This is a genomic window from Methylomonas koyamae (assembly GCF_006483455.1).
Classification (GTDB): Bacteria; Pseudomonadota; Gammaproteobacteria; order Methylococcales; family Methylomonadaceae; genus Methylomonas; species Methylomonas koyamae_B.
The window spans coordinates 17,713-44,433 of the sequence record NZ_PPPU01000009.1 but is presented as its reverse complement, the minus strand read 5'-3'; the positions used below and the strand labels follow the sequence as shown (position 1 = coordinate 44,433).

The following is a 26,721-nucleotide window of genomic DNA, read 5'->3' as shown; positions in this document are numbered from 1 at the left end:
AGATGGGTTCGCGCGGTTATCGGAATTTCGACCGCTCGAACCTTAAACGCAAGCCGGTACTTAACCGTTTGCGAAAAATTTTCTACCACAGCGGAAATGCCAATGCAAATTCCATCGCGGCGGGGAAGACTTAGCGGGCGCAGTTGCGGCCGGCGTCTTTGGCTTGGTATAGGCGCTGGTCGGCGGCGTCGACCAGCAACGTCGGCGCTTGGCCCGGTTGCGGGATAACGGCTGCAGCCCCGAGGCTGACCGTGATCGAGTCCGAGACCGGGGAATTTCGGTGCGGGATGCGTTGGTCCGCGAGATGGATGCGCAGCTCTTCGGCGATTTGCAGGGCGCCTGCGGTGTCGGTTTCGGGCAGCAGGATGACGAACTCCTCGCCGCCGTAACGGGCGACCAAATCGCCGGGCCGGCTTACCGCCGCCGCCAAATGGCCGGCAACTTGTTTCAGACAGTCGTCGCCGGCGCCGTGGCCGTGGTGGTCGTTGTAGGCTTTGAAGTAATCGATGTCGATCAATATCGCCGCCAGCGGGGTTTGGTTGCGCTGCGCGCGCTTCCACTCGTTGTCCAGGGTTTGGTCGAAGCGGCGCCGGTTGGGAATGCCGGTTAAGGCGTCGATCCAGGCCATCGCTTCCAGCATGTCCGTGGCCTGTTTCAAACGGATGTGGTTGCGGATGCGAGCCTTGACCACCGGCAGGTAGAACGGTTTGGTGATGTAATCCAATGCGCCCAGATTCAGGCCGCGTTCTTCGTCGCTGACGTCGTTCAGCGCGGTAACGAAGATGACCGGAATCGAGCTGGTTTGCGGATTGGCTTTCAAGTGGCGGCAGACTTCGTAGCCGTCCATTTCCGGCATCATCACGTCCAGTAGGATCAAATCCGGCGCGCCTTGCGCGGCGATCGCCGCCAGTGCCGCGGCACCGCTGGCGGCGACTTTTATCCGGTAGTCCTTGATCAGGTTTTCCGCCAGCACTTGAATGTTGGTGGGGGTGTCGTCGACGATCAATATCAGCGGTTTCAGGCGGTCGTTATTCATGGGCGGCTTCCGGCAGGTAACGTTTGATGATGGTCTCCAGCTCACGCAGGATCTCCCGCGCCTGGCTGTAGTTGATGTCGCCGATGTTTTTTTCGATCAATTGCACCAGCCTCAAGGCCTCTGCTCCGGCCACGGTTTCGCGCAACTGTTCGGTTGTCTCTCGCGGAATATAGTCGTTACCGTCCAACAGTGTCGCCAACTGCGCGGCCAACCGGCCGGCAGCCGGCCAATCGGCCCGACCGTCTTCGCCGTTTTCGGTTGCCGGATTCGTGTAGGCGGCGATGGTATGCAGGGTCTTCGCCAGCTTTTGGCTCAATGCTTCCAAATCCGCCGGCGACCATACGCCCTGTTGCAAGTCCGATTCCAGCCGGCCGGCGATGCTGCTCAATTCCGTGGCGCCGACCGCTCCGGCGGCTCCTTTCAGGTAATGCAGCCATTGGGCGCCGGGCAACAATTCGCCGGCCAACAAATGGCGGCGTAATTTGACGTCGGCATCGGTGAATTTTTCGGCAAAACGCTGCAGCAGCGATTTCAGTTTTTGGCTGTCGGCGATGGCGGCAGCGATGTAGTCCCAATCGAAACCCGGCAAATCAGTGCGCCGGGTGGTCAAGGCGAAGCCTGCGGTCGAACCGCCTTGCGGCAGCAAGGCCTGTGGCCGGATACAGCGCAGCAAGGCCGCGATCAGCGTTTGCGGCAGTACCGGTTTGCCGACATGGTCGTTCATGCCGGCAGCGTAACAATCGCTGCGCTCGGGCTCTTGCACTGCGGCGGTCATGGCGATTATGGGCAATTCGTCGCGGGTCTTTTCGGCGCGGATCAGCCGCGTCGCTTCGATGCCGCTCATTTCCGGCATTTGCAGATCCATCAATACGGCGTCGAAGCGTTCGCGTCGCATCGCTTCCAGGCCTTCGCGGCCGTTGTTGGCGACGGTGACGTTGAGGCCGGCGTTGGTCAGGTATTCGCAGGTTACCATCTGGTTGATCTCGTTGTCTTCCACCAACAGGATGCGCGCGCCGCGAATCGATGCCGCCATTTCCGCCAGTTGCGGCCGGTTCGGTTCGGCGGCGGTTTTGCCGCCCTGCAAGCGGGTGACCGAATCCAGCAACATCGACGGCAATACCGGTTTCAGCAGCACATCGTCGGGCGGGGTATCGCCGGCCGCGTGCAGCAGGCCTTCGCGGCTGAAGGCGGTGACCATGATCACCACCGGCGCGTGGCGGATTTTCGATTGCCGCACCATGTCTCTGATCGCCCGGGTGACTTGTATGCCGTCCAGTCCCGGCATTTTCCAGTCCAGCAATACCAGTTCGAAGTCCTTGCCGGATTGGTTGGCCTGACCGAGCTGCGCCAGGGCCTCGCTGCCGTTGGCGGCTTCGGTGACTTGGAAGCCCCAGTTTTGCAGAATGTCGCGCAGCATTTGGCGGGAGATATCCAGATCGTCGACCACCAGTACCCGCATGCCTGCCAATTGTTCCTGTTGTTGCCGGCTTTGCTTCTCGGCCGAGAACGGCAAGCGCAAGCCGAATTCGAACAGGCTGCCCTTGCCGATTTCGCTTTCGACGCGCAAGTCGCCGCCCATCATTTCCAGCAGGCGTTTGCTGATGGTCAGGCCCAGGCCGGTGCCGCCGAAGCGGCGGGTAATCGAGCCGTCGGCTTGGGTGAAGGCCTGGAACAGATTGGCGACTTGCGCCGCGGTCATGCCGATACCGGTATCCCGCACCGAAAACAGCAGATGGGCGATACCGTTTTGTTTGGCGAGCAGGACGACTTTGATGTGGATTTCGCCGCGCTGGGTGAACTTGACGGCGTTGCCCACCAGATTGTTCAGGATTTGGCTCAGGCGCAAGGAGTCTCCGTCCAGCATCAGCGGGATTGTCGGGTCGATTTCCAGCACCACTTCCAGTTGTTTTTCTTCGGCGCGGACGATGAACAAATTCAGCACGTTTTCCAGCGCTTCTTCCAAGTTGAAGGTTTCGACCACCAATTCCATCCGGCCGGCTTCGATTTTCGAGTAGTCCAGGATGTCGTTGGTCAGTGCCAGCAGCGCCAGGGAGGAGGTGTGGATTTTGCGCAAATAATCGCGCAGCTTGCTCGGCGGGTTGCTGTTCAAGGCCAAATCCGACAAGCCGATGATTGCGTTCATCGGCGTGCGGATTTCATGGCTCATGTTGGCCAGGAACAGGCCTTTGGAGCGGGAAGCCGCCTCCGCTTGTTCCTTGGCTTGCAGCAGCTCGGCGGTGCGTTGCGCCACTTCGTGTTCCAGGCGGTCGCGGTGTCCGGTCAGGGTTTGGTCGCGGCGTTGAATTTCTTCCAGCATGGTGTTGAAGGCCTTGACCAATTCGCCGATTTCGTCGCGGTGGCGTTGCGGTACGCGCAGCGTGTAGTTCTGTTCGTGGGCAATCAGGCGCGCGGTGGCTGCCAACTCCTCGACCGGGCCGGAGATGATGCGCTGCAAGCGCAGGGCCAGCAGGGATACCACCACCAAGGCCAGGGCTGCCGCCCCCAGGCCGGTGCCGAGATCGGCGAGCTGGCTGTTCCAGTGGCCGGTAAAATCGGCTTGCATCAGGACATAGCCGATGTATTCGGTGTTGCGGATCACCGGCGTATACAGCTCGGCGCTACGGCGCCAGAAATCGGTGCGCAGTTCCCGCGCCGGAGAGCGGGAATCGCGCGGCGGCGCGGTCGGCGAGCCGCTGCGATTCCAGGCGGCCAGTACCGAACCGTCGGCGGCGACCATCCAGGCGGCGGCGATTTCCGAGTGCTCTTGCAGCGAATTGAGCAAGCGGGCGGCTTCGTTGCGTTCCGAGAATACCAGTGCGGCCTGACCGTTTTCCGCTAACACGTCGGCCAGACCGGAAATGTCCTGTAATGCGCTGCGGTAACGGTTGATAGCGGAACTGATCGCCACCGCCGATAAACTCACCAGCAGACACACCGTACAGCTCAGCATGATGATGGTCAGCAGTTTGCGGCGTAAAGACCAATTCGGGAAGTCGGGTAAAGCGCGCATCGTTCTATCTCCCGTAGACATGGGTGGCGATGTTCAACAGTTGGCCGGGAAGCCGCAGGCCGGCGTTGCGGATCGATTCCAGATTCACTTCGAACACGACCTTGTTGTCGCGGAACAGCAGGGCGATGGCGCCGCCTTTTTCGGCAAAATCGCCGATGTCGGATAGTGTCAGCACCGGCGCGTTACCCAAGTTTTTCAGAATCGGTACCACCCGCGGTTGCTCGGAACTGCCGATATACAGCAACTGGCAGTCGGCGAAGGAGGCGTCGGTGTGGTTGCGCTGGCTGACTTTCAAACCGCGTTCGCCGGCTTTGCGCCCGTCCAGCGCTTGCACGGCCCCTTCCAGCACATTGTTGCCGATCACGCACAGGTTGATCTCGGCGCCAGCCGGCGCCCCGGTTGCCGGCCATTCCACGAATTTGGCGAAGTTGTACAGGTACGCCGCTTTGATTTGGGCTTCGGACAGCGCTTCGGCGGCCAGCGCTTGCCCAGCGCTGGCCGCCAGCAGTACCAGCAAACACAGGATGGATAGTAAACTGGGCCGATGCGAGCGGCTGCAGCGGGTAAGGTTTAGCAATCGTGCCACCCAGGCTGAGGCCGCAACGCTCGGGCCGAACGGCGGACGCGACAATGCCCGGCTGCGCAATTTGGCTGCAGCCGTGGTTAATGTTACGTCTGGTGCGGTTGTCGTCATAGGTCGTGTGGTGAGACGCGGATCGTTTGGCGGCGGGCTTGACTCGGTCAAAGCGCATCCGGGCTTGGGCTGCGGTTGTCGGCGTTGCCGGTTAAATTATGCCCCAGGCCCCCAAACACGGTTCGACTTTTACGCTCGGTGGCTACTGAGCGCATCGGCGGGCGCGCCACTCCGCGGCGCACTAGGCGCCGCTGTGCGCCGCAGTCTATAACAGACCTTTGCTCGGGCAGCGGCAAAAGCCGTTCAATTCCACGTAGGCCTGGCCGGCGCTGGCACCGGCCACACTGCAGGTGCCTTCCCAGTAGATCGGTCCGATCCACAGTTTGTGTTGCGCCCGCAATTCCTGGTCTTTGACTTGGGGTTCCACCGTGAATTTCTCGCCGCGCACCTCCACAGACCAGCCGGACGGATACGTACAGCCGGTGTGAGGGCTGGTCCATTCACCCAGCACCGTCACTTCGAACTCGTGGGCGGCCAGGGTTACCGTGCGGCCTTCGGCGTCGGTGATCGAGCCGGATTTTTCCACCGAGCTGTCGTTGCCTTTGAAATCGAACAACATGATTTGCCGGTTGTCGTCGAGCTCGATCGCGAACCATTGCCAGCCTTGTTGAATGGCTTGGTAGAGCTCGCCGTACTGGCGGTCGAACCAGCTGTTGCCGCTGACCTTAAAGGTCTGTCCGCCGAAGCTGATGGTGCCGGTCGTGGCCATTTTCGGCCGCGAATAGTAGTAGGTGTAGCCGCCGAACCGGTAGGGGTGGGCGTCGCCGCCGTAATGCAAGGCCGGTTCTTGCGTCGATTTCAATTCCAGATCCAGGACATAGCCGTCGACCTCGGCATGCAAGCGGTCGTTGCCGCCGCCGCCGACTGCCGTGACTTTGTTGTCTTTGCCGGAGGTCAGGTTAAAACCGTTCGGCGTGCGTTGGGGTAAATGAAATTCGACGAATTCTTCGAAACTGAATTTTTGGCCGTCGATGTCGGTCACCGCAGCCTGTACCAGTTGGTCGCGAAAAATTACCAGGCTGTCGAAAGAAAAAAACACCACTTCGAAGCCGAAGCGGCGGCCGTCGTCAGTGAGCAAATGTCCGGTCCAGTACCACCATTGCACCTGCTCGGTCGGTAAGAACGCGTCGTCCGCAGGCAGTTCAACCGGGCCGATCAGGCCGCGGCGCGGCAAGAATAACCAGGCTGCCAGCGTTAGAGCCAACAATAGCCAGGGTAGCCAGTTCGGCAACAACCAGCCGACCAGCAACACAACGCCGGCGATGATCCAGGGTAAGTATTTTTTTAAGAAGTCTCGCATGTTAACCGCTCGCAAATGGAAAGAAATTAAAAACGCCAACTGAGTTTGCCGTACAGCGAACGCGGCACTTCCGCCGCCGCGCCGGGTAGCGAAATGGCGGCCGAATCTTGGAATTCGGGATGCCTGGGCGAAAACAGGTTTTGGGCGACGAATGCCAGTTCCAGGCCGGCAATGGGTTCGTAAGCCAAACGGGCGTCGAAGGTGGTGTAGGCGGGTACTTCCTGGCTGAGGGCGGCCAGTTTGCCGACGTAACGCAAGGTCAGGTCCAGTTTGATTCTTTCCGGCAAGTCCATTTGCCAGCGTAGCGAGCCGCGGTGACGCGGGCTAAGGCCGGCGATATCCGGATTGTTGCTGTCGTAGGGGCGCTCTATTTTCAGGTGGCTGTAATTGCCGGTAAAGCGCATCCAGTCCAGGGCTTGCCATTCGCTGGCGATTTCGATGCCGCGGGTGGTGACTTCGCGACTGTTGTTGTACCAGATCAAGGGCTGAGTTAACGTGGCGAAGTCCAACGTTCCCTGGCGGAACATGATCAGGTCGGTATAGTGGTTGCTGAAAGCGGCGATATCGGTGGAAAAATGCTCGGACCATTGCGCCCGGTAGCCGATTTCGGCGCTAAACACTTTCTCGGCTCGTAAGTCGGAATTGGGGCGGCCGATAATCTGAATCTGATCGAAAGGTGCGGGTAGGCCGGTCGGTATTCCCCCCAAGGCGATATTGGCCTGCGCCTCTCCGCGCGACGGCGTGCGTGCGGCCCTGGATACCGAGGCCCACACCGAGTGTTTCGGGTCTGGCGTCCACATCAGTCGGGCGTTGGGTTGCACCTGGGTGTTGCCGAAGTGGCTTTCTTCCAGTTTGGTACCCAAGGTCAAGCGTAAGGTGTCGTCGATCAGCGTGATGTCGTCCTGCACGAAGGCGCTGCCGTTGTGGTAGCCCAGGCTGGTCGGGTTGAACGCGATTGCCGCGCTGCCGTTGGTTGCACTGCGAATGAAACGGTAGCTGGCCCCCCACATCAAGTCGTGGTCGGGATTCGGATGCAGGCGATGCTGAAAGTCGATGTCGAACATGTCCTGACTGTCGGACAGGGCTGCCGCGCTGAAATTGACCCGGTCGTAATAGCCTTGCAGCATAAACTCGGAACCGTCGCTGAGATTGCCTTCCCAGCGCGCTAACAAATTGGCGCCTTCGGCATGGTCGTCGGTATTAAAGGGCGAATTGAACGGCGGAGCGACCGTTTGCGCCGGCACCGTGTTGCCGACATTCTTGCGGTAGACGTCGCCTTGTACGGTATAGCGATTGTCGTTGGAGATGCGGTTGTCGACCCGGAAACCGCCCTGCACCGAGCGCCAGTCGTCATGCAGGCGTTCGCCGGTGTTGCTGACGAACGTATTGCGTTCGAAGGTTCTGGCGTAGACCCGGTAATTGCCGTCGTCGCCGACCCGGCCGCCGTGGCGGTAGCCGGCGAATCCGGTTTCCTGGTTGCCGCCGCCGGCCACAAACAGGTTGCCTTGGGTATCCTTGGCTTTTTTGGTGATGATGTTGATCACGCCGTTCACCGCATTGGCACCCCACATGACGGCGCCGGGGCCGCGGATGACTTCGATGCGCTCGATGTCTTCCATCATCGTGTCCTGCAAGTCCCAGAACACGCCGGAGAACAGTGGGGTGTAAACCGAGCGGCCGTCCATCAATACCAGCAGTTTATTGGCATAGCGGCCGTTGAAACCGCGCGCGGTCACCGACCAGACGCTGGCGGTGATTTGTGCAACTTCGATGCCGGGTGCCAGCCGCAGCGCATCGGGGATCGAGGTCGCGCCGGAGCGGCGAATGTCGTCCTGGCTGATGACAAATGCGGCGGCGGCCGTATCGGACACGGTTTGGGTCTTGCGGGAGGCTGACGACACTTCCATTTGCATCAGGTCATTGATCGATAACTCCTCCAGCGTCGGCGCCGGTTCGTCGGCCGCCGCTGCGTAACTCAGGCTTAAGGCCAAACCGAAAAAAATGTTACGCGAACCGGACATTGCCGGTGCAAACGGGCAGGGAAACGGTAGTCGGTGCGGTTTCATGGTGGGCGGCGGGTTAACGTGGCTAGCGGCAAATGAGCGTCGGTGTCGTCAAGGCAAAGGGTTGCTGCCTGTAAGGTCTTGGTAAAGGGCCAGGGGCGGTTTAAGTATGGCGGTAATTTTCAAAAAGCAAGGCTTAAGGCTTAGTTTTCTGCGAGTTATCGCCGGCTGCTTGCCGGGCCGCACCGGTTATTGTCGTTTCCCGTTGCCGGCGTCAGCCATCTCGGCGCGAATAAACGTATGCCGGACAAGTCTTCAACGCCGGCTATTGGTACAATGCGCCGTTTTTTCAGTCATTTACCCGGGAGTACTCCATGATTCGCTTTCCAGCCGAATGGGAACCACAAGCGGCGGTTATCATCGCCTGGCCGCACCACAGCGGCGATTTCAGCAATTTGTCCGCGGTCGAGGATTGCTATCATGCCGCCGCTACCGCGATCAGCCGGTTTCAGCCGTTGGTGGTGATCTGTAAGGACGGCGAACATCAACAACATATTCAGACGCAACTGCCGCACAATCCTCAGATTCATTATGTTCAAGCCGATTACAACGACATCTGGCTGCGCGATACGGTATTTCTGACCCTGGAGTGGCAGCATCCGAAAGCCGCGGTGCAGATGCTGAATTTCCGTTTCAACGGTTGGGGCAACAAATATCCGCACGCCGCCGACGATGCGCTGAATCTGGCATTGTTCGCCCATCCGATTTTCAAGGGGCATCCGACCGCGACGCTGGATTTGGTGTTGGAAGGCGGCAGCATCGAATCCGACGGCCAAGGTACCATAATGAGCACCAAGAACTGCTTGTTCAACCCGAACCGCAACCCCGGCCTGTCGGCGGAAGCGATTACCGGCCAGTTACAGAATTATCTGGGGGCGAAGCGGGTGCTGTGGGTCGAACAAAGCAATCTGGCCGGCGACGATACCGATGCCCATATCGATACGCTGGCGCGGTTTTGCAGTGTCGATACCATCGCCTATACCGCTTGCGAGGATAGCGAAGATCCGCATTATGCCGGCTTGAAAAATATGGAGGCCCAGTTACAGGCTTTCCGCACTGAGGCTGGCGCGGCTTATAAACTGGTGGCGTTGCCGCTGCCGAAGCCGATCTTCGACGAACATGGTCAGCGTTTGCCGGCCAACTACGCCAATTTTCTGATTATCAACGGTGCGCTGCTGGTGCCGGTGTACGACGATGCCAACGATGCCTTGGCGGTGGAGCGTTTGGCGGCTTGCTTCCCGGATCGCGAAATTGTCCCCGTGCCGTGCCGAGCGTTGGTGCACCAATACGGCAGCTTGCATTGCGCCAGCATGCAGGTGCCGGCCGTCGTCAAACTGAATTTTTAACATTCCATTCCTTCAGCTCCTTCCGGCGCGGATTTTCGCGCCGTCAGACTATCGTTAACAGTTATAAGTATGAAAAGAACCATTACCGCTTGTGCGGTCCAGCAACCGTGCAATCGCGGCCGGGAAACCAATCTGGCCTATTCCATTAATCAGATCGAAGCGGCTGCCAAGCGCAATGCCGATTTGGTCGTGCTGCCCGAACTGCATCTGGACCATTATTTTTGCCAAAGCGAAGACACTGCCTGCTTCGACTTGGCCCAGCCGGTGCCGGGGCCGACCTGCGAGGTGCTGGCGCAAGTCGCGGCCGACAATAAAGTCGTGATCGTATCGACGATCTTCGAAAGGCGGGCGCCGGGGCTCTACCACAATACGGCCGTGGTGTTCGACAAAGACGGGAGCATCGCCGGGACATTCCGCAAGATGCATATTCCGGACGATCCGGGGTTTTACGAGAAATTTTATTTTACGCCGGGCGATCTCGGCTTTCGGCCGATTGAAACCTCGATCGGTAAATTGGGGGTATTGATCTGCTGGGACCAGTGGTACCCGGAGGCGGCGCGGCTAATGGCATTGGCCGGGGCCGAAGTGCTGATTTATCCGACCGCCATCGGTTGGGATCCGAGCGACGACGCAGGCGAGCAAACGCGGCAGCGCGATGCCTGGGTGACAGTGCAGCGCGGGCATGCCGTCGCCAACGGTCTGCCGCTGATTTCCTGTAACCGTATCGGCTTCGAAGCGGCGCCGGACCAGGCGCAAGGCATCCAGTTTTGGGGAAACAGTTTTATCGCCGGCCCTCAGGGCGAAATCCTGGCCAGCGCCGACGATAAACAGGATTTGTTGTTGTTTGCCGAGATTGATGTGTGGCGTAGCGAAGATGTTAGGCGGATTTGGCCGTTTTTGCGTGACCGCCGCATTGAGGCGTACCAGGATTTGTTGCGGCGTTATATCGATTGAGCCTCGGGTAGGCGGGCGCCGTGTTCGACGGTGCCCGCCAAGACCGTATCAGTCTTCGGCCGCGGTGCGGACAGGTTCGTAATCGCGCGGGGTTTCTGCCGGGCGCGGACTCCGTTCCGCATGGTCGCTGTCGGCGCTACGGCTTGGGTTGCGGAATTCTGCGCGGTCGGCAGGTGCGGGTGGAGCGGATTCGGCGGTGTGTTGCTCGCCGTTTGCGCCGATACCATTCGGCTCGCTACGTTTTTCGGCGCCGTTGCGCGGTCCTCGGCGGCGACTACGGCTGCGGCGGCTGCGCTCCCGATCCGGCGTGCCTGAAGCTTTTTTCGCAGCGTTGTCTAGTCCCGAGTCTAGCTCGCCGGTCGCTGCCGGTTTGGCTTCGTCGCTTAGGTTTGCGACGGTGTCCTGGCCGGTTGTTGCCGCTGGAGCCGGGCGGCGATTGCCGTTACGGCGATTGTTGTTGCGGCCGGCGCCACGTTCACCGCGCTCACCACGGTCGCGGCGATTGTTGCGGCCGGGTTTGGCTTTATCTTCACCGCTTTTTTCGGCGGCTTCGGCGTTTTCGACGGTTTTACCGGCGCCGATCAGGCGTTGCCAGAAGCGCTGGATCAGGCTGGCCGAAGTTTTCTTACTTTGAACCGGGGCCGGCGAGTCAGGCAGAAACTCCTTGATTGCGGCTTTTTCGGTTTTCGGACCCAGTTGTTTGGCGAACTCCGGAACCGTGATGTCTTCTTCCTTGATCTGCAAATGGCTGGCCTTCTCTTCGCTGTCGCCGGTGGCTTTGATGCGCTCGATGTCGTAAGCCGGCGTTTCGAGGTGTTTGCTCGGCAACACGATGATGCCGACTTGCAGCCGGGACTCGATTTCCTGAATCGAGGCACGTTTTTCGTTGAGCAGGAAGGTGGCGCAATCGATCGGCAAGTGGGCGATGACGCGCTCGGTGCCTTTTTTCATCGCTTCTTCTTCGATCAAGCGCAGTACGGCCAGCGTGACCGATTCGACGTTACGGATCGTGCCTTGGCCTTTGCAGCGCGGGCAGGTCAACTGGGTCGAGTCGCCCAAAGACGGCCGCAAGCGTTGGCGCGACATTTCCATCAAGCCGAAGCGGGAGATGCGGCCGGTCTGGATGCGGGCGCGGTCGATTTTCAGCGCGTCGCGCAGCCGGTTTTCCACCTCGCGCTGGTTTTTGTTGGACATCATGTCGATGAAGTCGATCACGAACAGGCCGCCCAAGTCGCGCAAACGCAGTTGGCGGGCGATTTCGTCGGCGGCTTCCAGGTTGGTGTTGAGCGCGGTTTCTTCGATGTCGCTGCCTTTGGTGGCGCGGGCCGAGTTGATGTCGATCGAGGTCAACGCTTCGGTGTGGTCGATGACGATCGAGCCGCCGGATGGCAGTGAAACTTCGCGTTTGTAGGCCATCTCGATCTGGGTTTCGATCTGGTAGCGGCTGAACAACGGCACGCTATCCTGGTACAGTTTGGCCTTGTGCAGATTGTGCGGCATCACCTGTTTCAGGAAGTTATGCACCAGCTTGTAGGCGCCTTCCTGGTCGATCAGGATTTCGTCGATGTCGCCGCGCAAATGATCGCGTAGCGCGCGGATGATGACGTTGCTTTCCTGGAAAATCAGGAATGGTGCCGTTTGTTCCTGGCTGGAGCGGTCTATCGCCTCCCATAGTTGCATCAGGTAGTTCAAATCCCACTGCAATTCTTCGACGTTTTTGTCGGAACCGGCGGTGCGGATGATCAGGCCCATGCTGTCCGGGATTTCCAGTGCCGCCATGGTTTCGCGCAATTCGCTGCGGTTTTCGCCTTCGATGCGGCGGGAGATGCCGCCGGCTTTGGGGTTGTTCGGCATCAGCACCAGATAGGTGCCGGCCAGACTGATGTAGGTCGTTAGCGCCGCGCCTTTGTTGCCGCGTTCTTCTTTTTCGATTTGAACGACGATTTCCTGGCCTTCGCGAATATTGCTTTTGCTGGAGCTTTTACCTTCCTGACCGTCGCCGGTGCGGTATTCCGGGGCGATTTCCTTGAACGGCAGAAAGCCGTGTTTTTCGGCGCCGTAGTTGACGAAGGCGGCTTCGAGACTGGGTTCAACCCGGGTGATGATGCCTTTGTAAATATTGGATTTTTTTTGTTCTTTCGATGGAACTTCGATGTCGAAATCGTAAAGTTTCTGGCCATCTACCAATGCCACCCGCAGCTCTTCGGGCTGCGTGGCGTTGATAAGCATTCTTTTCATTTAATTATCCTTATTGTTCTGTGTATCCTAACTAGAGCGTGAACAGGTTTGGTTGTCGCGGATAAAGGCGGCGTGTTTCCCAATATGACTTTTAGTTGAGCGGCCGGACTGACTGAAAACTGCAATATCTTGTAGTTATTGTCGCAGTGGGTGTCGGCAATGCCGAGCGTGGCGCTTGAAAAGTGGGAGGTCTGTTGTACCGAACTCTACGCAAAGGATGCAGCTCGCTCATCATGGGTTGAGCGACAAAACCCGAGAAAATTCTTTATAAGTCTGGCGCGGCGGAACAGCGCTAAAACCATGGTTTTAAATTTTTATAATTAAAGTCTATCCAAAGATAAACCAGCCTAATATAGCAATGTTTATTCGGACCAGCAATTTTAAACATGGCTCGTGCATATGTTGCTATCATTTGCCGCATGAGTAGTGCATCAGACCCGACTAACCCGCAAGTCCAATGGCTGGAAATCACCGAGGCGAACAACGAACAACGGCTCGATAATTTTCTGATCTTTTATCTCAAAGGCGTACCGAAAACCCGAATTTACCGGATGGTCAGAAAGGGCGAAGTACGCGTCAACAAGGGTCGTACCGACGTCAGTTATAAACTGCAGATTGGCGACATCGTGCGCATTCCCCCAGTCAGGGTTGCGGACAAAAAAGACGAAGTCATCGTCCAGCCCACCTTGAAGTTCAGCCTGGAAAACCACATTCTCTACGAAGACGACGGCTTTATCGTACTGAACAAGCCGGCCGGATTTGCTGTGCATGGCGGCAGCGGCGTCAGTTCCGGCGTGATCGAGGGGTTGCGCCAAATTCGGCCGCAGCAGAAGTTTCTGGAGCTGGTGCATCGGCTGGATAAGGAGACTTCCGGCTGTTTGCTGATCGCGAAGAAGCGCTCGGTGCTAAAGGTGTTGCATGAACTTTTTCGCGGCGACGGCATTCAGAAGACCTATCTGGCTTTGCTGGCCGGGCAATTTCAGCGCAAAAAACAGGTAGTCGACGTGCCGTTGCTGAAGAATGTCGCCCAAGGCGGCGAGCGAATGGTAGTGGTGAGTCAAGCGGGTAAGACTGCGGAAACGTTGTTCACCCGGCTGAAGCAATACCAGGATGCCACGCTGGTGCATGCGGCGCCGAAGACCGGCCGCACCCACCAGATTCGGGTGCATGCGGCGTGGCTGGGGCATCCGATAGTCGCGGACGACCGCTACGGAGACGACGAGACCAATAAAATGTTTAAAAAGCGCGGCTACAAGCGGCTGTTTTTACATGCCGAACAACTGCAGTTTGCCCATCCGCTAACCGGTAAACCTTTACATTTCTTTGCACCGTTGCCCAGCGATTTGCAGCAATTGATCGACCATGAAAAACCGCTTTGATTTAATCATTTTCGATTGGGACGGTACCTTGATGGATTCGGTGGACTGGATAGTCCACTGCATTCAACAGGCGGCTGAGACTTGCGGCCGCGACGTGCCGTCGGTAGCGGCCATTAAGGACATTATCGGTTTGAGTGTCGATAACGCGACGCTGCAATTGTTTCCCGGTGCGGATGCCGAAACAAGGCAACGGTTGGCCGCTGTTTACAGCGAGGCGTTTTTCTCGCGGCAGATCGGTCCGGCGGATTTGTTTCCGGGCGTTGCGAACATGTTGCAACGCCTGCGTACCGATGGCTTGCGCTTGGCGGTGGCTACTGGCAAGAAACGCGCTGGCCTGGATCAATCCCTGCGCGGCACCGGCGTAGCGGATTTGTTTTGCACTACCCGCAGCTCGGACCAGACCGCCTCGAAGCCCGACCCGTTGATGGTGACCGAAATTTTGGCCGAACTCGGAATCGACAAACAGCGGGCCTTGCTGGTCGGCGATTCCGCGCACGACATGCAAATGGCGCTGAATGCCGGTGTCGCGGCGGCGGCCGTCACATGCGGTGCTCACTCCAGAGAAACACTGCGGCAATACAATCCGCTGGTTTGTCTGGATTACCCGACGGATTTGCTTGAATTACTTTAGGAGGTCACGGTGGATACGAATCAACAGCATCCCGACAATTCAGACCAGAACGCTCCCGGCTGGGAAAAAGCGGTACTCGAGAAGCTGGCGTTCGCCGCAATTGCCGAGCAGAAAGCGGCGCGGCGCTGGGGTATTTTCTTCAAATTGCTGACTTTCGCCTATTTGTCGGTGGCGCTGGGTGTGGCTTTGTACCCGCAACTGAAACAAGAGGTTGAGACCGGGTCGGCGCAGCACGTGGCGATCGTCGACGTGTTGGGCCAGATCGCCGAGGGCGAAGGCGCGGCGGCCGATACCATCATCGAAGGCCTGCGCGATGCGGCAAAGGATAAAAATACCAAAGGCATCATTCTGAATATCAATTCGCCGGGCGGCAGCGCCGTGCAATCGGCTTACGTCTATGACGAAATCAGGCGTTTGAAAGCTCAGCATCCGCAATTGCCGATTTACTCCGTGGTTGGCGATATCTGCGCGTCGGGCGGGTATTACATTGCTTCGGCCAGCGACAAGATTTATGTCAACCAATCCAGCTTGATCGGCTCAATCGGTGTCGTGATGAATGGTTTTGGTTTCAGCAATGTGTTGGAGAAATTGGGTGTGGAGCGGCGCTTATTGACTGCGGGGGAGCATAAAGCCATGCTCGATCCGTTCTCGCCGGTGAATGCGCAGGAAAGCAAGCACATGCAATCCCTGTTGAACCAAGTCCACCAGCAGTTTATCGAGGCAGTCAGAGCCGGACGCGGTGAGCGCTTGAAAGAGAGTCCGGAAATGTTTTCCGGATTGGTATGGTCAGGGCAGGAAGGCGTGAAATTGGGTTTGGCGGACGGCTTCGGCAGCATCGATTCGGTCGTGCGCGAGCAATTCGGCACTGAGGACACGGTCAATTTCACGCCGCACGAACGCTTGATCGATCGCTTGGCCGGCCGTTTCGGCGCCGCATTCGGTCACAGCATTGCTATTGCTCTGAACATTGGCGGCCTTCGCTAAGCAAAGTTTATGTTTCGCCGCTTGCCTAATCGTGGCGATTTAAGGATAATAGCCAGCTCTTCAGCCAGTCGCTGATGTTTTTATGGTTACTGTGTCGGTCCTCTCGCAACGATACGCTGTAAACCCCGCCAGGTCCGGAAGGAAGCAACGGTAGCAGCGGATTCGTGTGCCGGGATGCGGCTGGCGCAGTAGCCGCCCAATCTCCTGCCGCTTCCGTTGCTAATGGCTTATCAGGTTCTTGCCAGAAAATGGCGTCCCAGCAACTTCACTCAGCTCGTCGGCCAGGAGCACGTCAGCCAGTCTCTGATTCATGCGTTGCAACATCAGCGCTTGCATCATGCCTATCTGTTTACCGGCACCCGCGGCGTCGGCAAAACCACGGTCGCCAGAATCCTCGCCAAAGCGATCAACTGCGAAAATCTGCAAAACTTCAATCCTTGCGGCGCTTGCCCGGTCTGTCAGGCTTTTGAACAAGGCCGGTTTATGGACTTGGTCGAAGTCGATGCCGCTTCCCGTACCAAGGTCGAAGATACCCGCGATCTGCTGGATAACGCCCAATACGCGCCGAACCAGGGCCGCTACAAGGTCTATCTGATCGACGAAGTGCACATGCTGTCCGGACACAGCTTCAATGCGTTGCTGAAAACGCTGGAAGAGCCGCCGCCGCACGTCAAGTTTCTGCTGGCGACCACCGATCCGCACAAGATTCCGATCACCGTGTTATCGCGTTGCCTGCAGTTCAACTTGAAACGGCTAACCCCGGAGCAAATCGACCGGCAGATGCAATTCATCCTCGGCGAGGAAAATATTGGATTCGAAGCCCAGGCTCTGAAAATGCTGGCGCGAGCGGCCGACGGCAGTTTGCGCGACGCCTTGAGCCTGCTGGACCAGGCCATCGTCTACGGCAGCGGCTCGGTAAGCGCGGATGCCGTGCTGGGCATGCTCGGTGCCGTCGCCCAGCAGCCGGTCGACGACATTCTATTGGCCTTGGCAGCCGGCGACGCCCGCCAAGTGTTGGCCAAGGTCGCCGACGTGGCGCAACTGACGCCGGACTTCGCCGAGATTTTGCAGCAAATGTTGCGGGTATTGCATCGCGTTGCCGTATTGCAACAAGTGCCCGGCTTCGTCGACCAAGAATTCGACAAGCAGTTGCTGGACGAACTGGCGAACCGGTTAACCCCGGCGGACGTGCAGTTGTACTATCAGATCGGCTTGACCGGCCAACGCGACTTAGTGTTGGCGCCCGATCCGCGCAGCGGTTTCGAAATGACGCTATTGCGAATGCTGGCTTTTCGCCCGGCGGCGATGGAAAAGCCGACGCCGGTAACGGCCGCGCCAGTTCAAGCTCCGGTCGCGCCGAAAACGGCGGCCAGCGCCGAATCTTCGGTTGCAAGGTCGGCGCCGGTAGTCGAAGCAGTCGCCGAGCCGGTCGCGGAGAGAGCCCCGGCATCGCCGAAACCGATTCCGGCCGCAGAGCCCGGCAGCAGCTGGCGCGATATTATCGCCGCGCTGAACCTCAATGGCCGTACCCGCGAGTTAGCCAATAATTGCGTGCTGGACAGCATCGACGACACTAGTTGTCGCTTATTGTTGGACCCGGGATTTCACCAAGTCGGCAGCAGAGCCGAGGACAATCTGCGCTTGGCGTTGCAAAATTATTACGGTAAACCGTTGAAATTGGTTATCACCCAGCAGGCCGCAACGCAGATGACGCCGGCTCTGGAAATCCAAAAAGCTCGAGAAGACCGGCAACAGGCAGCGGTCGACACGATCAATGCCGATCCTAACGTACAGGCTTTAAAAGAAACGTTCGGCGCCAGAATTGTGCCTGGCAGCATCGAACCGCTGAATTGAATGGTTGGAGACAGAGATGAAAAACGCACTCGCGGGCATCATGCAGCAAGCCCAAAAAATGCAGGAAAATTTGAAAAAGGCCCAGGAAGAATTGGAAGCCATGGAAGTCCAGGGCGAATCCGGCGGCGGCTTGGTGACGATCATCATGACCGGTAAGCGCGAGGTCCGTAAAGTCAGCATCGATCCGTCCCTGGTCGGCGACGATAAAGACATGCTGGAAGATCTGGTGGCTGCGGCGATCAACGACGCGGTGCACAAGGTCGGGAAAATGAAGAAAGAGAAAATGGCCGACGTCACGGCCGGGATTCCGATTCCGCCCGGTTTCCAAATGCCGTTTTAAAACATGCAGAACCAGGGCTTGCTGAAAGAGTTGATCCAAAGCCTGTGTTGCCTGCCCGGCGTCGGGCCCAAATCGGCGCAGCGGATGGCTTTCCATTTGTTGCAGCGTAACCGCGAAGGCGGTTTGCAACTCGGCCAGATTCTGGAGCGGGCGATCAGCCAAATCGGCCATTGCCGCGAGTGCCGGACCTTGACCGAAGCCGAGTTGTGCGAAGTCTGCGCCAACCCGCTGCGCGACGCCGAAACCTTATGCGTGGTCGAGAGTCCGGCCGACGTTTGGGTGGTGGATCAGGCGACCACGTTCAAGGGTAAATATTTCGTGTTGCACGGCCGCCTGTCGCCGCTGGACGGCATCGGCCCGGACCAGCTTGGCTTCGATCTGCTCGAACAGCGCATGGCGTCTGGCCAGATCAAGGAAATCATTCTGGCGACCAATTCTACGGTGGAAGGGCAGGCTACCGCCCATTTCATTGCCGACGTCGCCGCCAAATTCGGCGTGCGGGCTACCCGCATCGCTCACGGCGTCCCGATGGGCGGCGAACTGGAGTTTATCGACAGCGGTACTTTGGCGCACGCGTTCAACGGCCGGCGCGAACTTTAAGGAGCGACTATGAGCGATTGTTTGTTTTGCAAAATGGTGGCCGGCGAAATAAAGCCGGATGTGGTTTTCGAAGACGATCGAGTTCTGGCGTTTCGCGACTTGCACCCGCAGGCGCCGCTGCACGTGCTGGTCATTCCGAAGCGGCACATCGCCACGCTAAACGAACTGGACGATGCCGGACTGGGCGGCCACTTGCTGCAAACCGCCGCGCAGATCGCCAAAGACCTTGGTTACGCCGACAGCGGCTATCGGACCGTATTTAATTGCAACGCCGACGGCGGCCAGACCGTGTTTCACCTGCACCTGCACCTGCTGGCCGGCCGGCCGATGCATTGGCCGCCAGGTTAATCGAGGTCATTCGGTTTCGAATAGGGTTAACTGCGGTTTGCTGGCGGCATTTTTTCCCGCAATTTCAAATAACGCTGGTAGCGGGTGGCGGATATTGCGCCGGATTCGACCGCGGCCCTGACGGCACAATCCTTGTCGCCGGCATGGCGGCAATCGTTGAATTTGCATTGACCAATGTAGGGCTGGAATTCCCGATAACCCCAGGCCAGCTGCGCTTCTGACAAGCCGGCCAAACCGAAGATGGCAACGCCTGGGCTGTCGATCAAATCGCCGCCGGCGGGCAGATGGTACAAAGTAGCCGCGGTCGTGGTGTGGCGGCCGTGGCGCGTCGTTGCCGACACGCTATTGGTCCGCAGCGTTCTATCCGGTATTAAAGCGTTGGTCAGGGAGGATTTGCCGACGCCGGATTGGCCGGCGAACATTGCAGTTTGGCCGCGCAATACCTGTTTCAGTTCGTCCAGCCCGGATTGCTGTTTGGCACTGACCCGATGCAGCCGGTAGCCCAACGCCTCATAAATTTTCAGCTCTTCCAGAATCGACCCGTGGCAGGGGATGTCGACCTTGTTGAATACCAGCGCGGCGTCGATATTGCAGTTTTCGCAGATAGCCAGATATTGGTCCAACAACAAGAAATCGCACTCGGGTTCGGCGGCAAATACCACAAAAATGGTATCCAGATTGGCGGCCACCGGTCGAACCTGGTCGCCGCGGCTGGGGCGTTGCAATACCGAGCGGCGCGGCAGGATTTGCTCGATGCGGCCTTGTTCCGGGCCGGATAAGGACAGCAGGACTTGGTCGCCGACGACGACGGTGTCCAGTTTGCGCAGGGTCTGGCACAACACGGTCTGTTCCCCGACCTCGACGGCGATACCCTTGCCGAGGTGGGAAACGACCAAGCCTTGCTGCAGCTCGGTCATCAAGCGGACTGCATTTTTTCTTCGATGTGGGCGATGCGGATCGCAGCCGGTGGATGGCTGTAATGAAAGGCCGAGTACAACGGATCGGGCGTCAAGGTGCTGGCGTTTTCTTCGTAGAGTTTGACCAGGCCGCTGATCATCTTTTTACCTTGGGCGTTGCGGGTGGCGAAATCGTCGGCTTCGAATTCGAACTTGCGCTGGAAGTAGGCGCTGATCGGCTGCATGAAGGTGGTGAAAACCGGCGACACCAGCATGAACAATAACAAGGCCGCGGCGTTGGAATGGGTACTGACGCCCAAGCCGTCGAAGAACCAATCCTGGGTAATCAGCCAGCCCAACACCGCAAAACTGACCAGCGTCATGACCGACGAGGCCGCCAACATTTTGATGGTGTGCTTGCATTTGAAATGGCCCAGTTCGTGCGCCAAAACCGCCTCCAACTCTTCTTCGTCCAGCGAATTGACCAAGGTATCGAAAAAGACGATGCGCTTGTTGTTGCCCAAGCCGGTGAAATAGGCATTGCCGTGACCGGAACGGCGCGAACCGTCCATGATGAAAATGCCGTTGCTGCTGAAGCCGCAACGTTCCAGCAAGCCTTGAATCCTTTGCTTTAACGAGCCTTCCTGCATCGGTTCGAATTTATTGAACAGCGGCGCGATCAGGGTCGGAAACAGCCAGCTCATCAACAACGAAAAACTCATCAGAATCGCCCAGGCATACAGCCACCATAGGCTGCCGATGCTGTCCATGACCCAGAGGAGCAGCGCCAGGATCGGCAGGCCGATAACCAGCGTCAGGCCAAGGGACAATAGTTGGTCTTTGGCGAATTGCGCAATGGTGTTTTTGTTGAAACCGAATTTTTCTTCGATGACGAAGGTTTGGTACAAACTGAACGGGATCTCGACCACCGTCATCAGTAAAAAGATGCTGGCCATCGCCGCCAAATCGGCGGCCAGCGGCGACAGTTCGAAGGTGGACCAGAAGTCGAACACCAGACTGATGCCGCCGCCCAGGGTCAAGGTCAGCAGAAATACCATGCCGACCACGCTGTCGACATCGTGCAACTTGCCCTTTTCAATGGTGTAGTCGGCGGCTTTTTGGTGGGCGGCTAGGGTTACACGATCTTGGAACGCTGCGGGAACTTGGTCCCGGTGTTGCAAGACGTGGTGTTTTTGGCGTCTGGCAAGCCAGAATTGGGTGCCGTAGGAAAGGACGAAAGCTGCTAAAAATATGCCGGTAAACGTGTTCATCAAGCCAATTGGGGTGGGGTTAACAATTAGCGGTACAGATTAGCTAATGCTACAATCCGCCGCAACATTATTAATAACATAGAAACGCAATGACTCAAGATAAGGACAATCTGATCTGGATCGATTTGGAAATGACCGGCTTGGATCCCGATAACGATTTGATCATTGAAATCGCCACCGTGGTCACCGACAAGAATCTGAATATCCTGGCCGAAGGCCCGGTCATGGCGGTGCACCAGGCCGATGCGGCGCTGGCGGCGATGGACGAATGGAACCAGCAGCACCATGGCCAGTCCGGTTTGATCCAGCGGGTCCAGAATTCCGATATCGACGCCGCCGAAGCCGAGCGGCGTACGCTGGACTTCCTGCAGCAATGGCTGCCGGCCAGAACCTCGCCGATGTGCGGCAATAGCATTTGCCAGGACCGGCGGTTTTTGTATCGTTACATGCCCAAGTTGGAGGCGTTTTTCCACTACCGGAATCTGGACGTTTCCACTGTCAAGGAACTGGCCGCGCGTTGGGCGCCGCAGATCAAGGACGGATTCAATAAGCAGGCTTCGCACAAGGCGCTCGACGACATCATCGAGTCGATTGATGAACTGCGTTACTACCGGGAAACCTTCTTCAAGTTCTGATGCTGCAACTATTTGCCGTCGCGTTGGGCGGCGCCATCGGTTCTATGTTGCGCTATATGGCGTCCAGTGGCGTTTACCTGTGGTTGGGGCGCGGGTTTCCCTATGGCACGCTGACGGTCAATCTGATTGGGTCGTTCCTGATCGGCTTGATGACGGAAGCTTTGATTCTGCAACGCTTGGCGATCGCACTGGAATACCGCACCGCGATTTTGGCCGGGGTGATGGGCGGCTTCACGACCTTTTCCAGTTTTTCGCTGGAAACGTTCTTTCTGCTGGAACAAGGCCAAATCGGCAAGGCCGGGTTGAATATCGCCGTCAGCGTCATCGGTTGCCTGCTGGCGGTCTGGGCCGGCCTGTCGTTGGGTAAGGGCTTATTTTTCTACGGCCAGGGTGCCGTGCGCATCGGCGATTGGCCTTATCCCTACGCGCTGACTGTGGTGAACGGCATCGGCGCCTTCCTGATCGGTATCGTCGCCACGATATTGCTGCATAAGCTCGAAATTTCCATCGAACACCGGGCTATTTTGGTAACGCTGCTGATCGGCGTATTCCTGACGCTGTCCGGTTTGTATTTGATTCTGTATCTGCTGGAAAGCGGACATTCGTTCGAATCGCATATCGACGCCATGCTAACGGTATTTCTCGGCAACCTTGTGTTCTGCGGCGGCGCATTGTGGTTCGGCTTGTGGCTGGGCAAGCAGGTATAACCGCCGTTTTTTCTCATCATTAATTCAGGAAAGCTGTAACCATGTTAGATCCCCGTTTGTTTAGAAGCGACCTGGACCTGGTCGTGCAGCAATTGCAACGCCGCGGTTTTCAATTCGATACTCAGGCTTATCAAGCTTTGGAAGACCGGCGCAAGGACGTACAGGTCAGAACTCAGGATTTGCAAAACGAACGCAATACCCGTTCCAAAGCTATCGGCCAGGCCAAAGCCAAGGGCGAGGATATTCAACCTTTGCTAGACCAGGTGGCCGATTTGGGCGATCAACTCAAGGCTGCCGAGTCGGAATTGAACGACATTCAGAATCAACTGAATGTCATGCTGGAAGGTATTCCCAACATCCTGGACGAATCGGTTCCGGCCGGCAAAAGCGATGCCGATAATGTCGAGATCAGCCGTTGGGGCGAGCCGCGCCAATTCGATTTTGCACCTAAGGACCATGTCGATCTGGGCGAGCCGTTGGGTATGAATTTCGAATTGGGTGCCAAAATCGCCAGCGCCCGTTTCGTGGTGCTGGCCGGCAAGCTGGCCACCTTGCAACGCGCCATCATTCAACTGATGCTGGATACCCACGTCAACGAACACGGCTACCAGGAAACGTATGTACCGTTTATGGCCAATGCCGACAGTTTGCGCGGCACCGGCCAGCTGCCGAAGTTCGAAGCCGACCTGTTTACCGTTAAAAACGATCCGACCTTTTACCTGATTCCGACCGCCGAAGTGCCGGTGACCAATATCGTCCGCGACGTCATCGTCGACGCCAAGCAGATGCCGTTGAAATTCGTCTGTCATTCACCCTGTTTCCGCAGCGAAGCCGGTGCTTACGGCAGCGACGTGCGCGGCATGATCCGCCAGCACCAGTTCGAGAAAGTGGAGTTGGTGCAAATCACCACGCCGGAACAATCGGCTCAGGCCCATGAGGAACTGACCGCCCACGCCGAAAAAATCCTGCAAAAACTGAATCTGCCCTACCGTAAAGTATTGCTGTGCGCCGGTGATACCGGTTTCTCATCATCCAAAACCTACGATTTGGAAGTTTGGTTGCCCGGTCAACAAAAATACCGGGAGATTTCGTCTTGCAGCAATTTCAAGGATTTTCAGGCTCGCCGCCTGCAAGCTCGCTGGCGCAACCCGGAAACCGGCAAGCCGGAGTTGGTACACACGCTAAACGGTTCCGGTCTGGCCGCCGGACGCGCCCTGATTGCGGTGATGGAAAACTATCAGAATGCCGACGGCTCGATCGCCGTGCCGGAAGCCCTGCGACCTTACTTGGGCGGTCTCGAAAAGATTCAATAACTTACGATTAGTCCGGTCTTTAGGGTCGGCAAAATAGTTTGGAGGCGAAACTATCCTGGGTTATCATCCGCGCCGAGGTCGGTAACCCTGGCAAAATCAAAGGCTTGCCGAGTTGGCTCCGGCCTCGATAACAATCATAAAATAGAGGAGGGGTAACCATGAGTGAAGCAAACGAAGTGCAAGGGCCATCTTTGTACGAAAGAATCGGCGGCGAGGCAGCGGTCAATGCCGCAGTTGATCTGTTTTACGGAAAAGTGTTGGACGATTATCGCATCAACCGTTTTTTCGATAAGACCGACATGCCAAAACAGGTCGAACATTTGAAGGCCTTTATGACGGTGGCATTCGGTGGACCCAACAATTACGCCGGCCGTTCCTTGCGCGACGGTCACGCCCGGCTGGTTAAAATGGGATTGAATGACTCGCACTATGATGCCGTCATGGAGCATCTGGGCGCGACGATGACCGAATTGAACGTTCCGCCGGAACTGATCGCCGAAGCGGCCGCCCTGGTGGAAAGTGTCAGAGGCGAAGTGCTGGGCAAATAAGCTGTTTGTCGCCATTGCCGCCACAAGGTTGTGGGTGGCGTGGCGGCGTCAATCCGAGTCTAAGTTCAGAAATACCCCGGCCATTGGCGTAGTACCAACACGGCTAACCACGGTGTCAGCAACAAACCGCTTCCCAGCAGCCAAATTTTAGCGGTTGCGGCGGCGGGAGCCGGTTCCAGGCGATCTGCATCAGGATTGCTCGGGACGAAGCACAACACGAGCCCGATCAGCAACATCAGCGGCGGCGCGAATAAAAACCCCAATAATATCCCCCACGCCGACGAGCCGATGTCGCGGGCGCGTTTGATCATCGCTGTGGCGCCGAAAAGTCCCAGGCTGGCTGCCAACAGCCAATAGCCGCGTTCGGCCAGTCCCACCGGGAATTCCCCCAATTTCAGTTCCAACCCGTAGATCATAAGTGCGGCATTAATCAGACAAGGCAGGCCCAGGGCAATGTATCGGGATCGGTCGTAGCGCAGCATGTTCGATGTTTTTCGGGAATATTCGCCAACAGACTCGCGATTTTAACGGAATCCGCTTCGTCCGGCCGAACCGAATCCGATTTCCAGTGTCATTCTGCCGTTGTTGCAGATGACGGGGAGGTCTATTCAAAAAGACTATCGTCGATATAAAAACTATCGATTTTATTTATTTGTTGAGCTTGTTCAGAATGTTTCCAAGCCGGAAAGCTCAGCTTCGAGCAAAACCGGCGATTCTAGTATTACCGGGAGAACAATCATGAAAATCACACAAATCATCAAAATAATGGCGATCGCAATAGGCTTGTTTTCTGGCGCGGCGTGGTCTCACGGCGACCGAGGAATAGGCTCCGGACATATCAAATCTACGGCCGTGCAGGTTCTTTACGACGATCCTGCCTATAACCGCGGAATACACAGTTACCCTATGTTGGTGCCTTCGGTGCCGATCGCCGAGATAGACATGGTCTATGTCGATAAAGCCCATGGTCAGGCCATTTACAGCTATCCGACTAACTCGGATCGGTAGATAAGGGGGTGAGTTTCGTCTGCTTCGGCGCCAGCGGCAGTGCGTCGGCGGAGCCGGTTTTTGCGAGCGCGTGCTTCAACCAAACCCCCTAAAGGAATAAGGATACTTTCCGGAAAACTGAGCGTACAATCCTGACGCTCTATGTTTATCAAAAACGGGGAGAGCGACATGAAAAAATATTGGGCAGTGCTTTTATTGGCGATGGCCGGCCAGAGTTATGCCGACGTGCCGCTGCAATCCGGCGACGAAATTCAGGGTAGCTGGAAACTGGAGTACACCAAGAAATCGGCCAGCGCTCAGGATACGCTCAAGCGGGAGGATACTTGGGCGTTCAACGCCGGCAAGGTCACGATCACCCACATTCCGCGCGACGGCACTTATTACGACCAAGCGCCGGTCAATTACGAAGTGGAAAACGGCAAGTTGAAAATTTCGCTATTGGGTAGGTCAGACAAATTCGACGTTTTTTCCTTGGTCGAAAAGGACGATAAAACGATGACGTTGAAGGGTAAATTTGGGGATATTTACCATTTCAATAAGAAGTGATCCTTTGAGTTGCCGGGGGCTTGCTAGCCAAAAGCCGCCCGGCAAGTCAGGTGCATCGGAACGACGCGAACTGACGACCTACTCATTATCAAAATAGTCGGAATCCAGTTTTTTGACCTCATAAAGACCAATTGTAGAGACTCCAACATTGTGTTCGGCCATGAGCTTGGCAAGATTCTCGCCATCGAGCAGTATGATTTTTGATTCGATGACCGAAACATATTCTTTGGCTTCTTTCGTGAAAGATGAAGTGGTAATGAAAACACCCTTTCTTGCACGTTGGCCTTGCAACGCGCCGGCGAACTTTTGAATTTCGGGGCGCCCCACAACGCCCTCCCAGCGTTTGGCCTGGATATAGATTACATCCAGTCCCAGGCGGTCTTCATTAATAATGCCGTCAATTCCACCGTCACCGCTTTTGCCAAGCGCCCTGCCAGCATCTTGCCGATTACCGCCATAACCCATTTTCACTAACAGGTCGATAACGACTCGTTCGAAGAATGACGGCGATGCTTCCTTGACCGCAGCGAGAACTTCAGATTCAACCGCAGAACGAAGCTTGTTGTAAGCTGAGGCAAGTGCGTCTTCCGGAGTTAATGTGGATTGCGATTCGAATGCGAATACCGGATTCGGCTCAGTTTCGCCCTTGTCCTTTTTGCGATTTTTGAATTCGATGAATTCCGGATATTGTTCGAGGACTGATGCGTCTATTTGATCGGGATTGTTTTTAAGTAATTCTGCGCCTTTGTCCGAAATTGCGAAGTATCCTCGTCTCGGCGCCGTCAATAAGCCAGCTTGCTTCAAATAAGATCGAGCCCAGCCTACCCGATTGTTAAATATTGCTTGGCTGCCGCTTGGTAGGAGTTCATTTCTCTCTTCTACTGTCAGTGCGAACTCTTTAGCCAGAGCGTCGACGGCATGGCTGAATTTATGTTCATTGCCATCCGATGCAAGTTTCAATACTGGCAACATTATTGTCTGGTAGTCGGGGATGGTCATGTTACGTGTCCGTTATTGCCT

At 57.0% G+C, this 26,721-nt stretch carries 25 protein-coding genes and 1 other RNA gene; 16 read left to right on the top strand and 10 right to left on the bottom strand.

The features are described from left to right. Positions 1–130: 130 nt before the first annotated feature. The 5 genes from C2U68_RS05000 to C2U68_RS04980 form a co-directional block, all read right to left on the bottom strand. The gene (locus C2U68_RS05000) at positions 131–1,036 is read right to left on the bottom strand and encodes a diguanylate cyclase domain-containing protein (RefSeq protein ID WP_140911418.1); all 906 of its coding nucleotides are present in this window, start codon (positions 1,034–1,036) and stop codon (positions 131–133) included. Next, entirely contained in the window at positions 1,029–4,046 is a 3,018-nt protein-coding gene (locus C2U68_RS04995) for a response regulator (RefSeq protein ID WP_140911417.1), read from the bottom strand. The genes C2U68_RS05000 and C2U68_RS04995 overlap by 8 nt, the downstream gene beginning before the upstream one ends. 4 nt (positions 4,047–4,050) lie before the next feature. Beyond that, complete coding sequence (locus C2U68_RS04990; protein WP_140911416.1) at positions 4,051–4,740, bottom strand: YfiR family protein; 690 nt, start codon at positions 4,738–4,740, stop codon at positions 4,051–4,053. Between the two features lie 205 nt (positions 4,741–4,945). After that, on the bottom strand, positions 4,946–6,040 hold the full coding sequence (locus C2U68_RS04985; protein WP_140911415.1) for a lipocalin family protein: 1,095 nt from the start codon (positions 6,038–6,040) through the stop codon (positions 4,946–4,948). A 26-nt stretch (positions 6,041–6,066) separates the two neighbouring features. Next, positions 6,067–8,106, bottom strand: coding sequence for a TonB-dependent siderophore receptor (locus C2U68_RS04980; protein WP_260839220.1), 2,040 nt, complete (start codon positions 8,104–8,106; stop codon positions 6,067–6,069). 311 nt (positions 8,107–8,417) lie between these two features. On the opposite strand from C2U68_RS04980, the gene C2U68_RS04975 reads away from it, so the two are divergent. Further along, a complete protein-coding gene (locus C2U68_RS04975; RefSeq protein ID WP_140911414.1) occupies positions 8,418–9,449 on the top strand; it encodes an agmatine/peptidylarginine deiminase in 1,032 nt (343 codons plus the stop codon). A 69-nt stretch (positions 9,450–9,518) separates the two neighbouring features. Beyond that, positions 9,519–10,403: a carbon-nitrogen hydrolase gene (locus C2U68_RS04970; RefSeq protein WP_140911413.1), complete on the top strand. Its 885-nt coding sequence runs from the start codon at positions 9,519–9,521 to the stop codon at positions 10,401–10,403. 48 nt (positions 10,404–10,451) lie between these two features. Here C2U68_RS04970 and C2U68_RS04965 read toward each other — a convergent pair whose 3' ends face one another. Continuing rightward, the gene (locus C2U68_RS04965; RefSeq protein ID WP_140911412.1) at positions 10,452–12,641 is read right to left on the bottom strand and encodes a ribonuclease E/G; all 2,190 of its coding nucleotides are present in this window, start codon (positions 12,639–12,641) and stop codon (positions 10,452–10,454) included. 419 nt (positions 12,642–13,060) lie between these two features. On the opposite strand from C2U68_RS04965, the gene rluC reads away from it, so the two are divergent. The 8 genes from rluC to C2U68_RS04925 all read left to right on the top strand — a co-directional run bounded on the left by rluC (position 13,061) and on the right by C2U68_RS04925 (position 18,777). After that, positions 13,061–14,020 carry a 23S rRNA pseudouridine(955/2504/2580) synthase RluC gene (gene rluC / locus C2U68_RS04960; RefSeq protein WP_140911411.1) on the top strand — a complete coding sequence of 320 codons (960 nt, stop codon included), beginning with the start codon at positions 13,061–13,063 and terminating at the stop codon, positions 14,018–14,020. After that, on the top strand, positions 14,004–14,651 hold the full coding sequence (locus C2U68_RS04955; protein WP_140911410.1) for an HAD-IA family hydrolase: 648 nt from the start codon (positions 14,004–14,006) through the stop codon (positions 14,649–14,651). The genes rluC and C2U68_RS04955 overlap by 17 nt, the downstream gene beginning before the upstream one ends. Before the next feature lie 9 nt (positions 14,652–14,660). Then, the gene (sppA, locus tag C2U68_RS04950) at positions 14,661–15,635 is read left to right on the top strand and encodes a signal peptide peptidase SppA (RefSeq protein ID WP_140911409.1); all 975 of its coding nucleotides are present in this window, start codon (positions 14,661–14,663) and stop codon (positions 15,633–15,635) included. Between the two features lie 92 nt (positions 15,636–15,727). Next, an RNA gene (gene ffs / locus C2U68_RS04945) (signal recognition particle sRNA small type) lies at positions 15,728–15,824 on the top strand. 33 nt (positions 15,825–15,857) lie between these two features. After that, positions 15,858–17,489 carry a DNA polymerase III subunit gamma/tau gene (dnaX, locus tag C2U68_RS04940; protein ID WP_140911408.1) on the top strand — a complete coding sequence of 544 codons (1,632 nt, stop codon included), beginning with the start codon at positions 15,858–15,860 and terminating at the stop codon, positions 17,487–17,489. Between the two features lie 16 nt (positions 17,490–17,505). Then, a complete protein-coding gene (locus C2U68_RS04935) occupies positions 17,506–17,829 on the top strand; it encodes a YbaB/EbfC family nucleoid-associated protein (RefSeq protein WP_140911407.1) in 324 nt (107 codons plus the stop codon). 3 nt (positions 17,830–17,832) lie between these two features. Beyond that, entirely contained in the window at positions 17,833–18,429 is a 597-nt protein-coding gene (gene recR / locus C2U68_RS04930) for a recombination mediator RecR (RefSeq protein ID WP_140911406.1), read from the top strand. Positions 18,430–18,438: 9 nt separating this feature from the next. Next, positions 18,439–18,777: a histidine triad nucleotide-binding protein gene (locus C2U68_RS04925; protein ID WP_140911405.1), complete on the top strand. Its 339-nt coding sequence runs from the start codon at positions 18,439–18,441 to the stop codon at positions 18,775–18,777. Between the two features lie 26 nt (positions 18,778–18,803). Here the strand turns inward: C2U68_RS04925 and rsgA are convergent, their stop codons facing one another. Continuing rightward, positions 18,804–19,694 carry a ribosome small subunit-dependent GTPase A gene (gene rsgA / locus C2U68_RS04920; RefSeq protein WP_140911404.1) on the bottom strand — a complete coding sequence of 297 codons (891 nt, stop codon included), beginning with the start codon at positions 19,692–19,694 and terminating at the stop codon, positions 18,804–18,806. After that, entirely contained in the window at positions 19,694–20,944 is a 1,251-nt protein-coding gene (locus tag C2U68_RS04915; protein WP_140911403.1) for a M48 family metallopeptidase, read from the bottom strand. Before C2U68_RS04915 ends, rsgA begins: the two co-directional genes overlap by 1 nt. 89 nt (positions 20,945–21,033) lie before the next feature. Here C2U68_RS04915 and orn point away from each other — a divergent pair, with 89 nt between their 5' ends. From orn to C2U68_RS04895, 4 genes are all read left to right on the top strand, one after another. Beyond that, the gene (gene orn, locus C2U68_RS04910; protein ID WP_140911402.1) at positions 21,034–21,579 is read left to right on the top strand and encodes an oligoribonuclease; all 546 of its coding nucleotides are present in this window, start codon (positions 21,034–21,036) and stop codon (positions 21,577–21,579) included. Then, complete coding sequence (gene crcB, locus C2U68_RS04905; protein ID WP_140911401.1) at positions 21,579–22,286, top strand: fluoride efflux transporter CrcB; 708 nt, start codon at positions 21,579–21,581, stop codon at positions 22,284–22,286. The genes orn and crcB overlap by 1 nt, the downstream gene beginning before the upstream one ends. 41 nt (positions 22,287–22,327) lie before the next feature. Further along, positions 22,328–23,599, top strand: coding sequence for a serine--tRNA ligase (gene serS / locus C2U68_RS04900; RefSeq protein ID WP_140911400.1), 1,272 nt, complete (start codon positions 22,328–22,330; stop codon positions 23,597–23,599). A 158-nt stretch (positions 23,600–23,757) separates the two neighbouring features. After that, positions 23,758–24,147 carry a group I truncated hemoglobin gene (locus C2U68_RS04895; RefSeq protein ID WP_140911399.1) on the top strand — a complete coding sequence of 130 codons (390 nt, stop codon included), beginning with the start codon at positions 23,758–23,760 and terminating at the stop codon, positions 24,145–24,147. Between the two features lie 65 nt (positions 24,148–24,212). Here C2U68_RS04895 and C2U68_RS04890 read toward each other — a convergent pair whose 3' ends face one another. Continuing rightward, a complete protein-coding gene (locus C2U68_RS04890; RefSeq protein ID WP_140911398.1) occupies positions 24,213–24,629 on the bottom strand; it encodes a DUF805 domain-containing protein in 417 nt (138 codons plus the stop codon). A 256-nt stretch (positions 24,630–24,885) separates the two neighbouring features. On the opposite strand from C2U68_RS04890, the gene C2U68_RS04885 reads away from it, so the two are divergent. Together C2U68_RS04885 and C2U68_RS04880 are read left to right on the top strand one after the other, a co-directional pair. Next, the gene (locus tag C2U68_RS04885; RefSeq protein ID WP_140911397.1) at positions 24,886–25,155 is read left to right on the top strand and encodes a hypothetical protein; all 270 of its coding nucleotides are present in this window, start codon (positions 24,886–24,888) and stop codon (positions 25,153–25,155) included. 168 nt (positions 25,156–25,323) lie between these two features. Further along, positions 25,324–25,701: a lipocalin family protein gene (locus tag C2U68_RS04880; protein WP_140911396.1), complete on the top strand. Its 378-nt coding sequence runs from the start codon at positions 25,324–25,326 to the stop codon at positions 25,699–25,701. Between the two features lie 78 nt (positions 25,702–25,779). On the opposite strand, the gene C2U68_RS04875 is transcribed toward C2U68_RS04880, so the two are convergent. Beyond that, positions 25,780–26,700 (bottom strand): restriction endonuclease, encoded by a 921-nt coding sequence (locus tag C2U68_RS04875; RefSeq protein WP_140911395.1) that lies wholly within the window; start codon positions 26,698–26,700, stop codon positions 25,780–25,782. Positions 26,701–26,721 lie beyond the last annotated feature (21 nt).

Coding starts and splice junctions, on each gene's coding strand:
- C2U68_RS05000 (WP_140911418.1), bottom strand. CDS start 1,036: ATGAATAACGACCGCCTGAAACCGCTGATATTGATCGTCGACGACACC.
- C2U68_RS04995 (WP_140911417.1), bottom strand. CDS start 4,046: ATGCGCGCTTTACCCGACTTCCCGAATTGGTCTTTACGCCGCAAACTG.
- C2U68_RS04990 (WP_140911416.1), bottom strand. CDS start 4,740: ATGACGACAACCGCACCAGACGTAACATTAACCACGGCTGCAGCCAAA.
- C2U68_RS04985 (WP_140911415.1), bottom strand. CDS start 6,040: ATGCGAGACTTCTTAAAAAAATACTTACCCTGGATCATCGCCGGCGTT.
- C2U68_RS04980 (WP_260839220.1), bottom strand. CDS start 8,106: ATGAAACCGCACCGACTACCGTTTCCCTGCCCGTTTGCACCGGCAATG.
- C2U68_RS04975 (WP_140911414.1), top strand. CDS start 8,418: ATGATTCGCTTTCCAGCCGAATGGGAACCACAAGCGGCGGTTATCATC.
- C2U68_RS04970 (WP_140911413.1), top strand. CDS start 9,519: ATGAAAAGAACCATTACCGCTTGTGCGGTCCAGCAACCGTGCAATCGC.
- C2U68_RS04965 (WP_140911412.1), bottom strand. CDS start 12,641: ATGAAAAGAATGCTTATCAACGCCACGCAGCCCGAAGAGCTGCGGGTG.
- rluC (WP_140911411.1), top strand. CDS start 13,061: ATGAGTAGTGCATCAGACCCGACTAACCCGCAAGTCCAATGGCTGGAA.
- C2U68_RS04955 (WP_140911410.1), top strand. CDS start 14,004: ATGAAAAACCGCTTTGATTTAATCATTTTCGATTGGGACGGTACCTTG.
- dnaX (WP_140911408.1), top strand. CDS start 15,858: ATGGCTTATCAGGTTCTTGCCAGAAAATGGCGTCCCAGCAACTTCACT.
- C2U68_RS04935 (WP_140911407.1), top strand. CDS start 17,506: ATGAAAAACGCACTCGCGGGCATCATGCAGCAAGCCCAAAAAATGCAG.
- recR (WP_140911406.1), top strand. CDS start 17,833: ATGCAGAACCAGGGCTTGCTGAAAGAGTTGATCCAAAGCCTGTGTTGC.
- C2U68_RS04925 (WP_140911405.1), top strand. CDS start 18,439: ATGAGCGATTGTTTGTTTTGCAAAATGGTGGCCGGCGAAATAAAGCCG.
- rsgA (WP_140911404.1), bottom strand. CDS start 19,694: ATGACCGAGCTGCAGCAAGGCTTGGTCGTTTCCCACCTCGGCAAGGGT.
- C2U68_RS04915 (WP_140911403.1), bottom strand. CDS start 20,944: ATGAACACGTTTACCGGCATATTTTTAGCAGCTTTCGTCCTTTCCTAC.
- orn (WP_140911402.1), top strand. CDS start 21,034: ATGACTCAAGATAAGGACAATCTGATCTGGATCGATTTGGAAATGACC.
- crcB (WP_140911401.1), top strand. CDS start 21,579: ATGCTGCAACTATTTGCCGTCGCGTTGGGCGGCGCCATCGGTTCTATG.
- serS (WP_140911400.1), top strand. CDS start 22,328: ATGTTAGATCCCCGTTTGTTTAGAAGCGACCTGGACCTGGTCGTGCAG.
- C2U68_RS04895 (WP_140911399.1), top strand. CDS start 23,758: ATGAGTGAAGCAAACGAAGTGCAAGGGCCATCTTTGTACGAAAGAATC.
- C2U68_RS04890 (WP_140911398.1), bottom strand. CDS start 24,629: ATGCTGCGCTACGACCGATCCCGATACATTGCCCTGGGCCTGCCTTGT.
- C2U68_RS04885 (WP_140911397.1), top strand. CDS start 24,886: ATGAAAATCACACAAATCATCAAAATAATGGCGATCGCAATAGGCTTG.
- C2U68_RS04880 (WP_140911396.1), top strand. CDS start 25,324: ATGAAAAAATATTGGGCAGTGCTTTTATTGGCGATGGCCGGCCAGAGT.
- C2U68_RS04875 (WP_140911395.1), bottom strand. CDS start 26,700: ATGACCATCCCCGACTACCAGACAATAATGTTGCCAGTATTGAAACTT.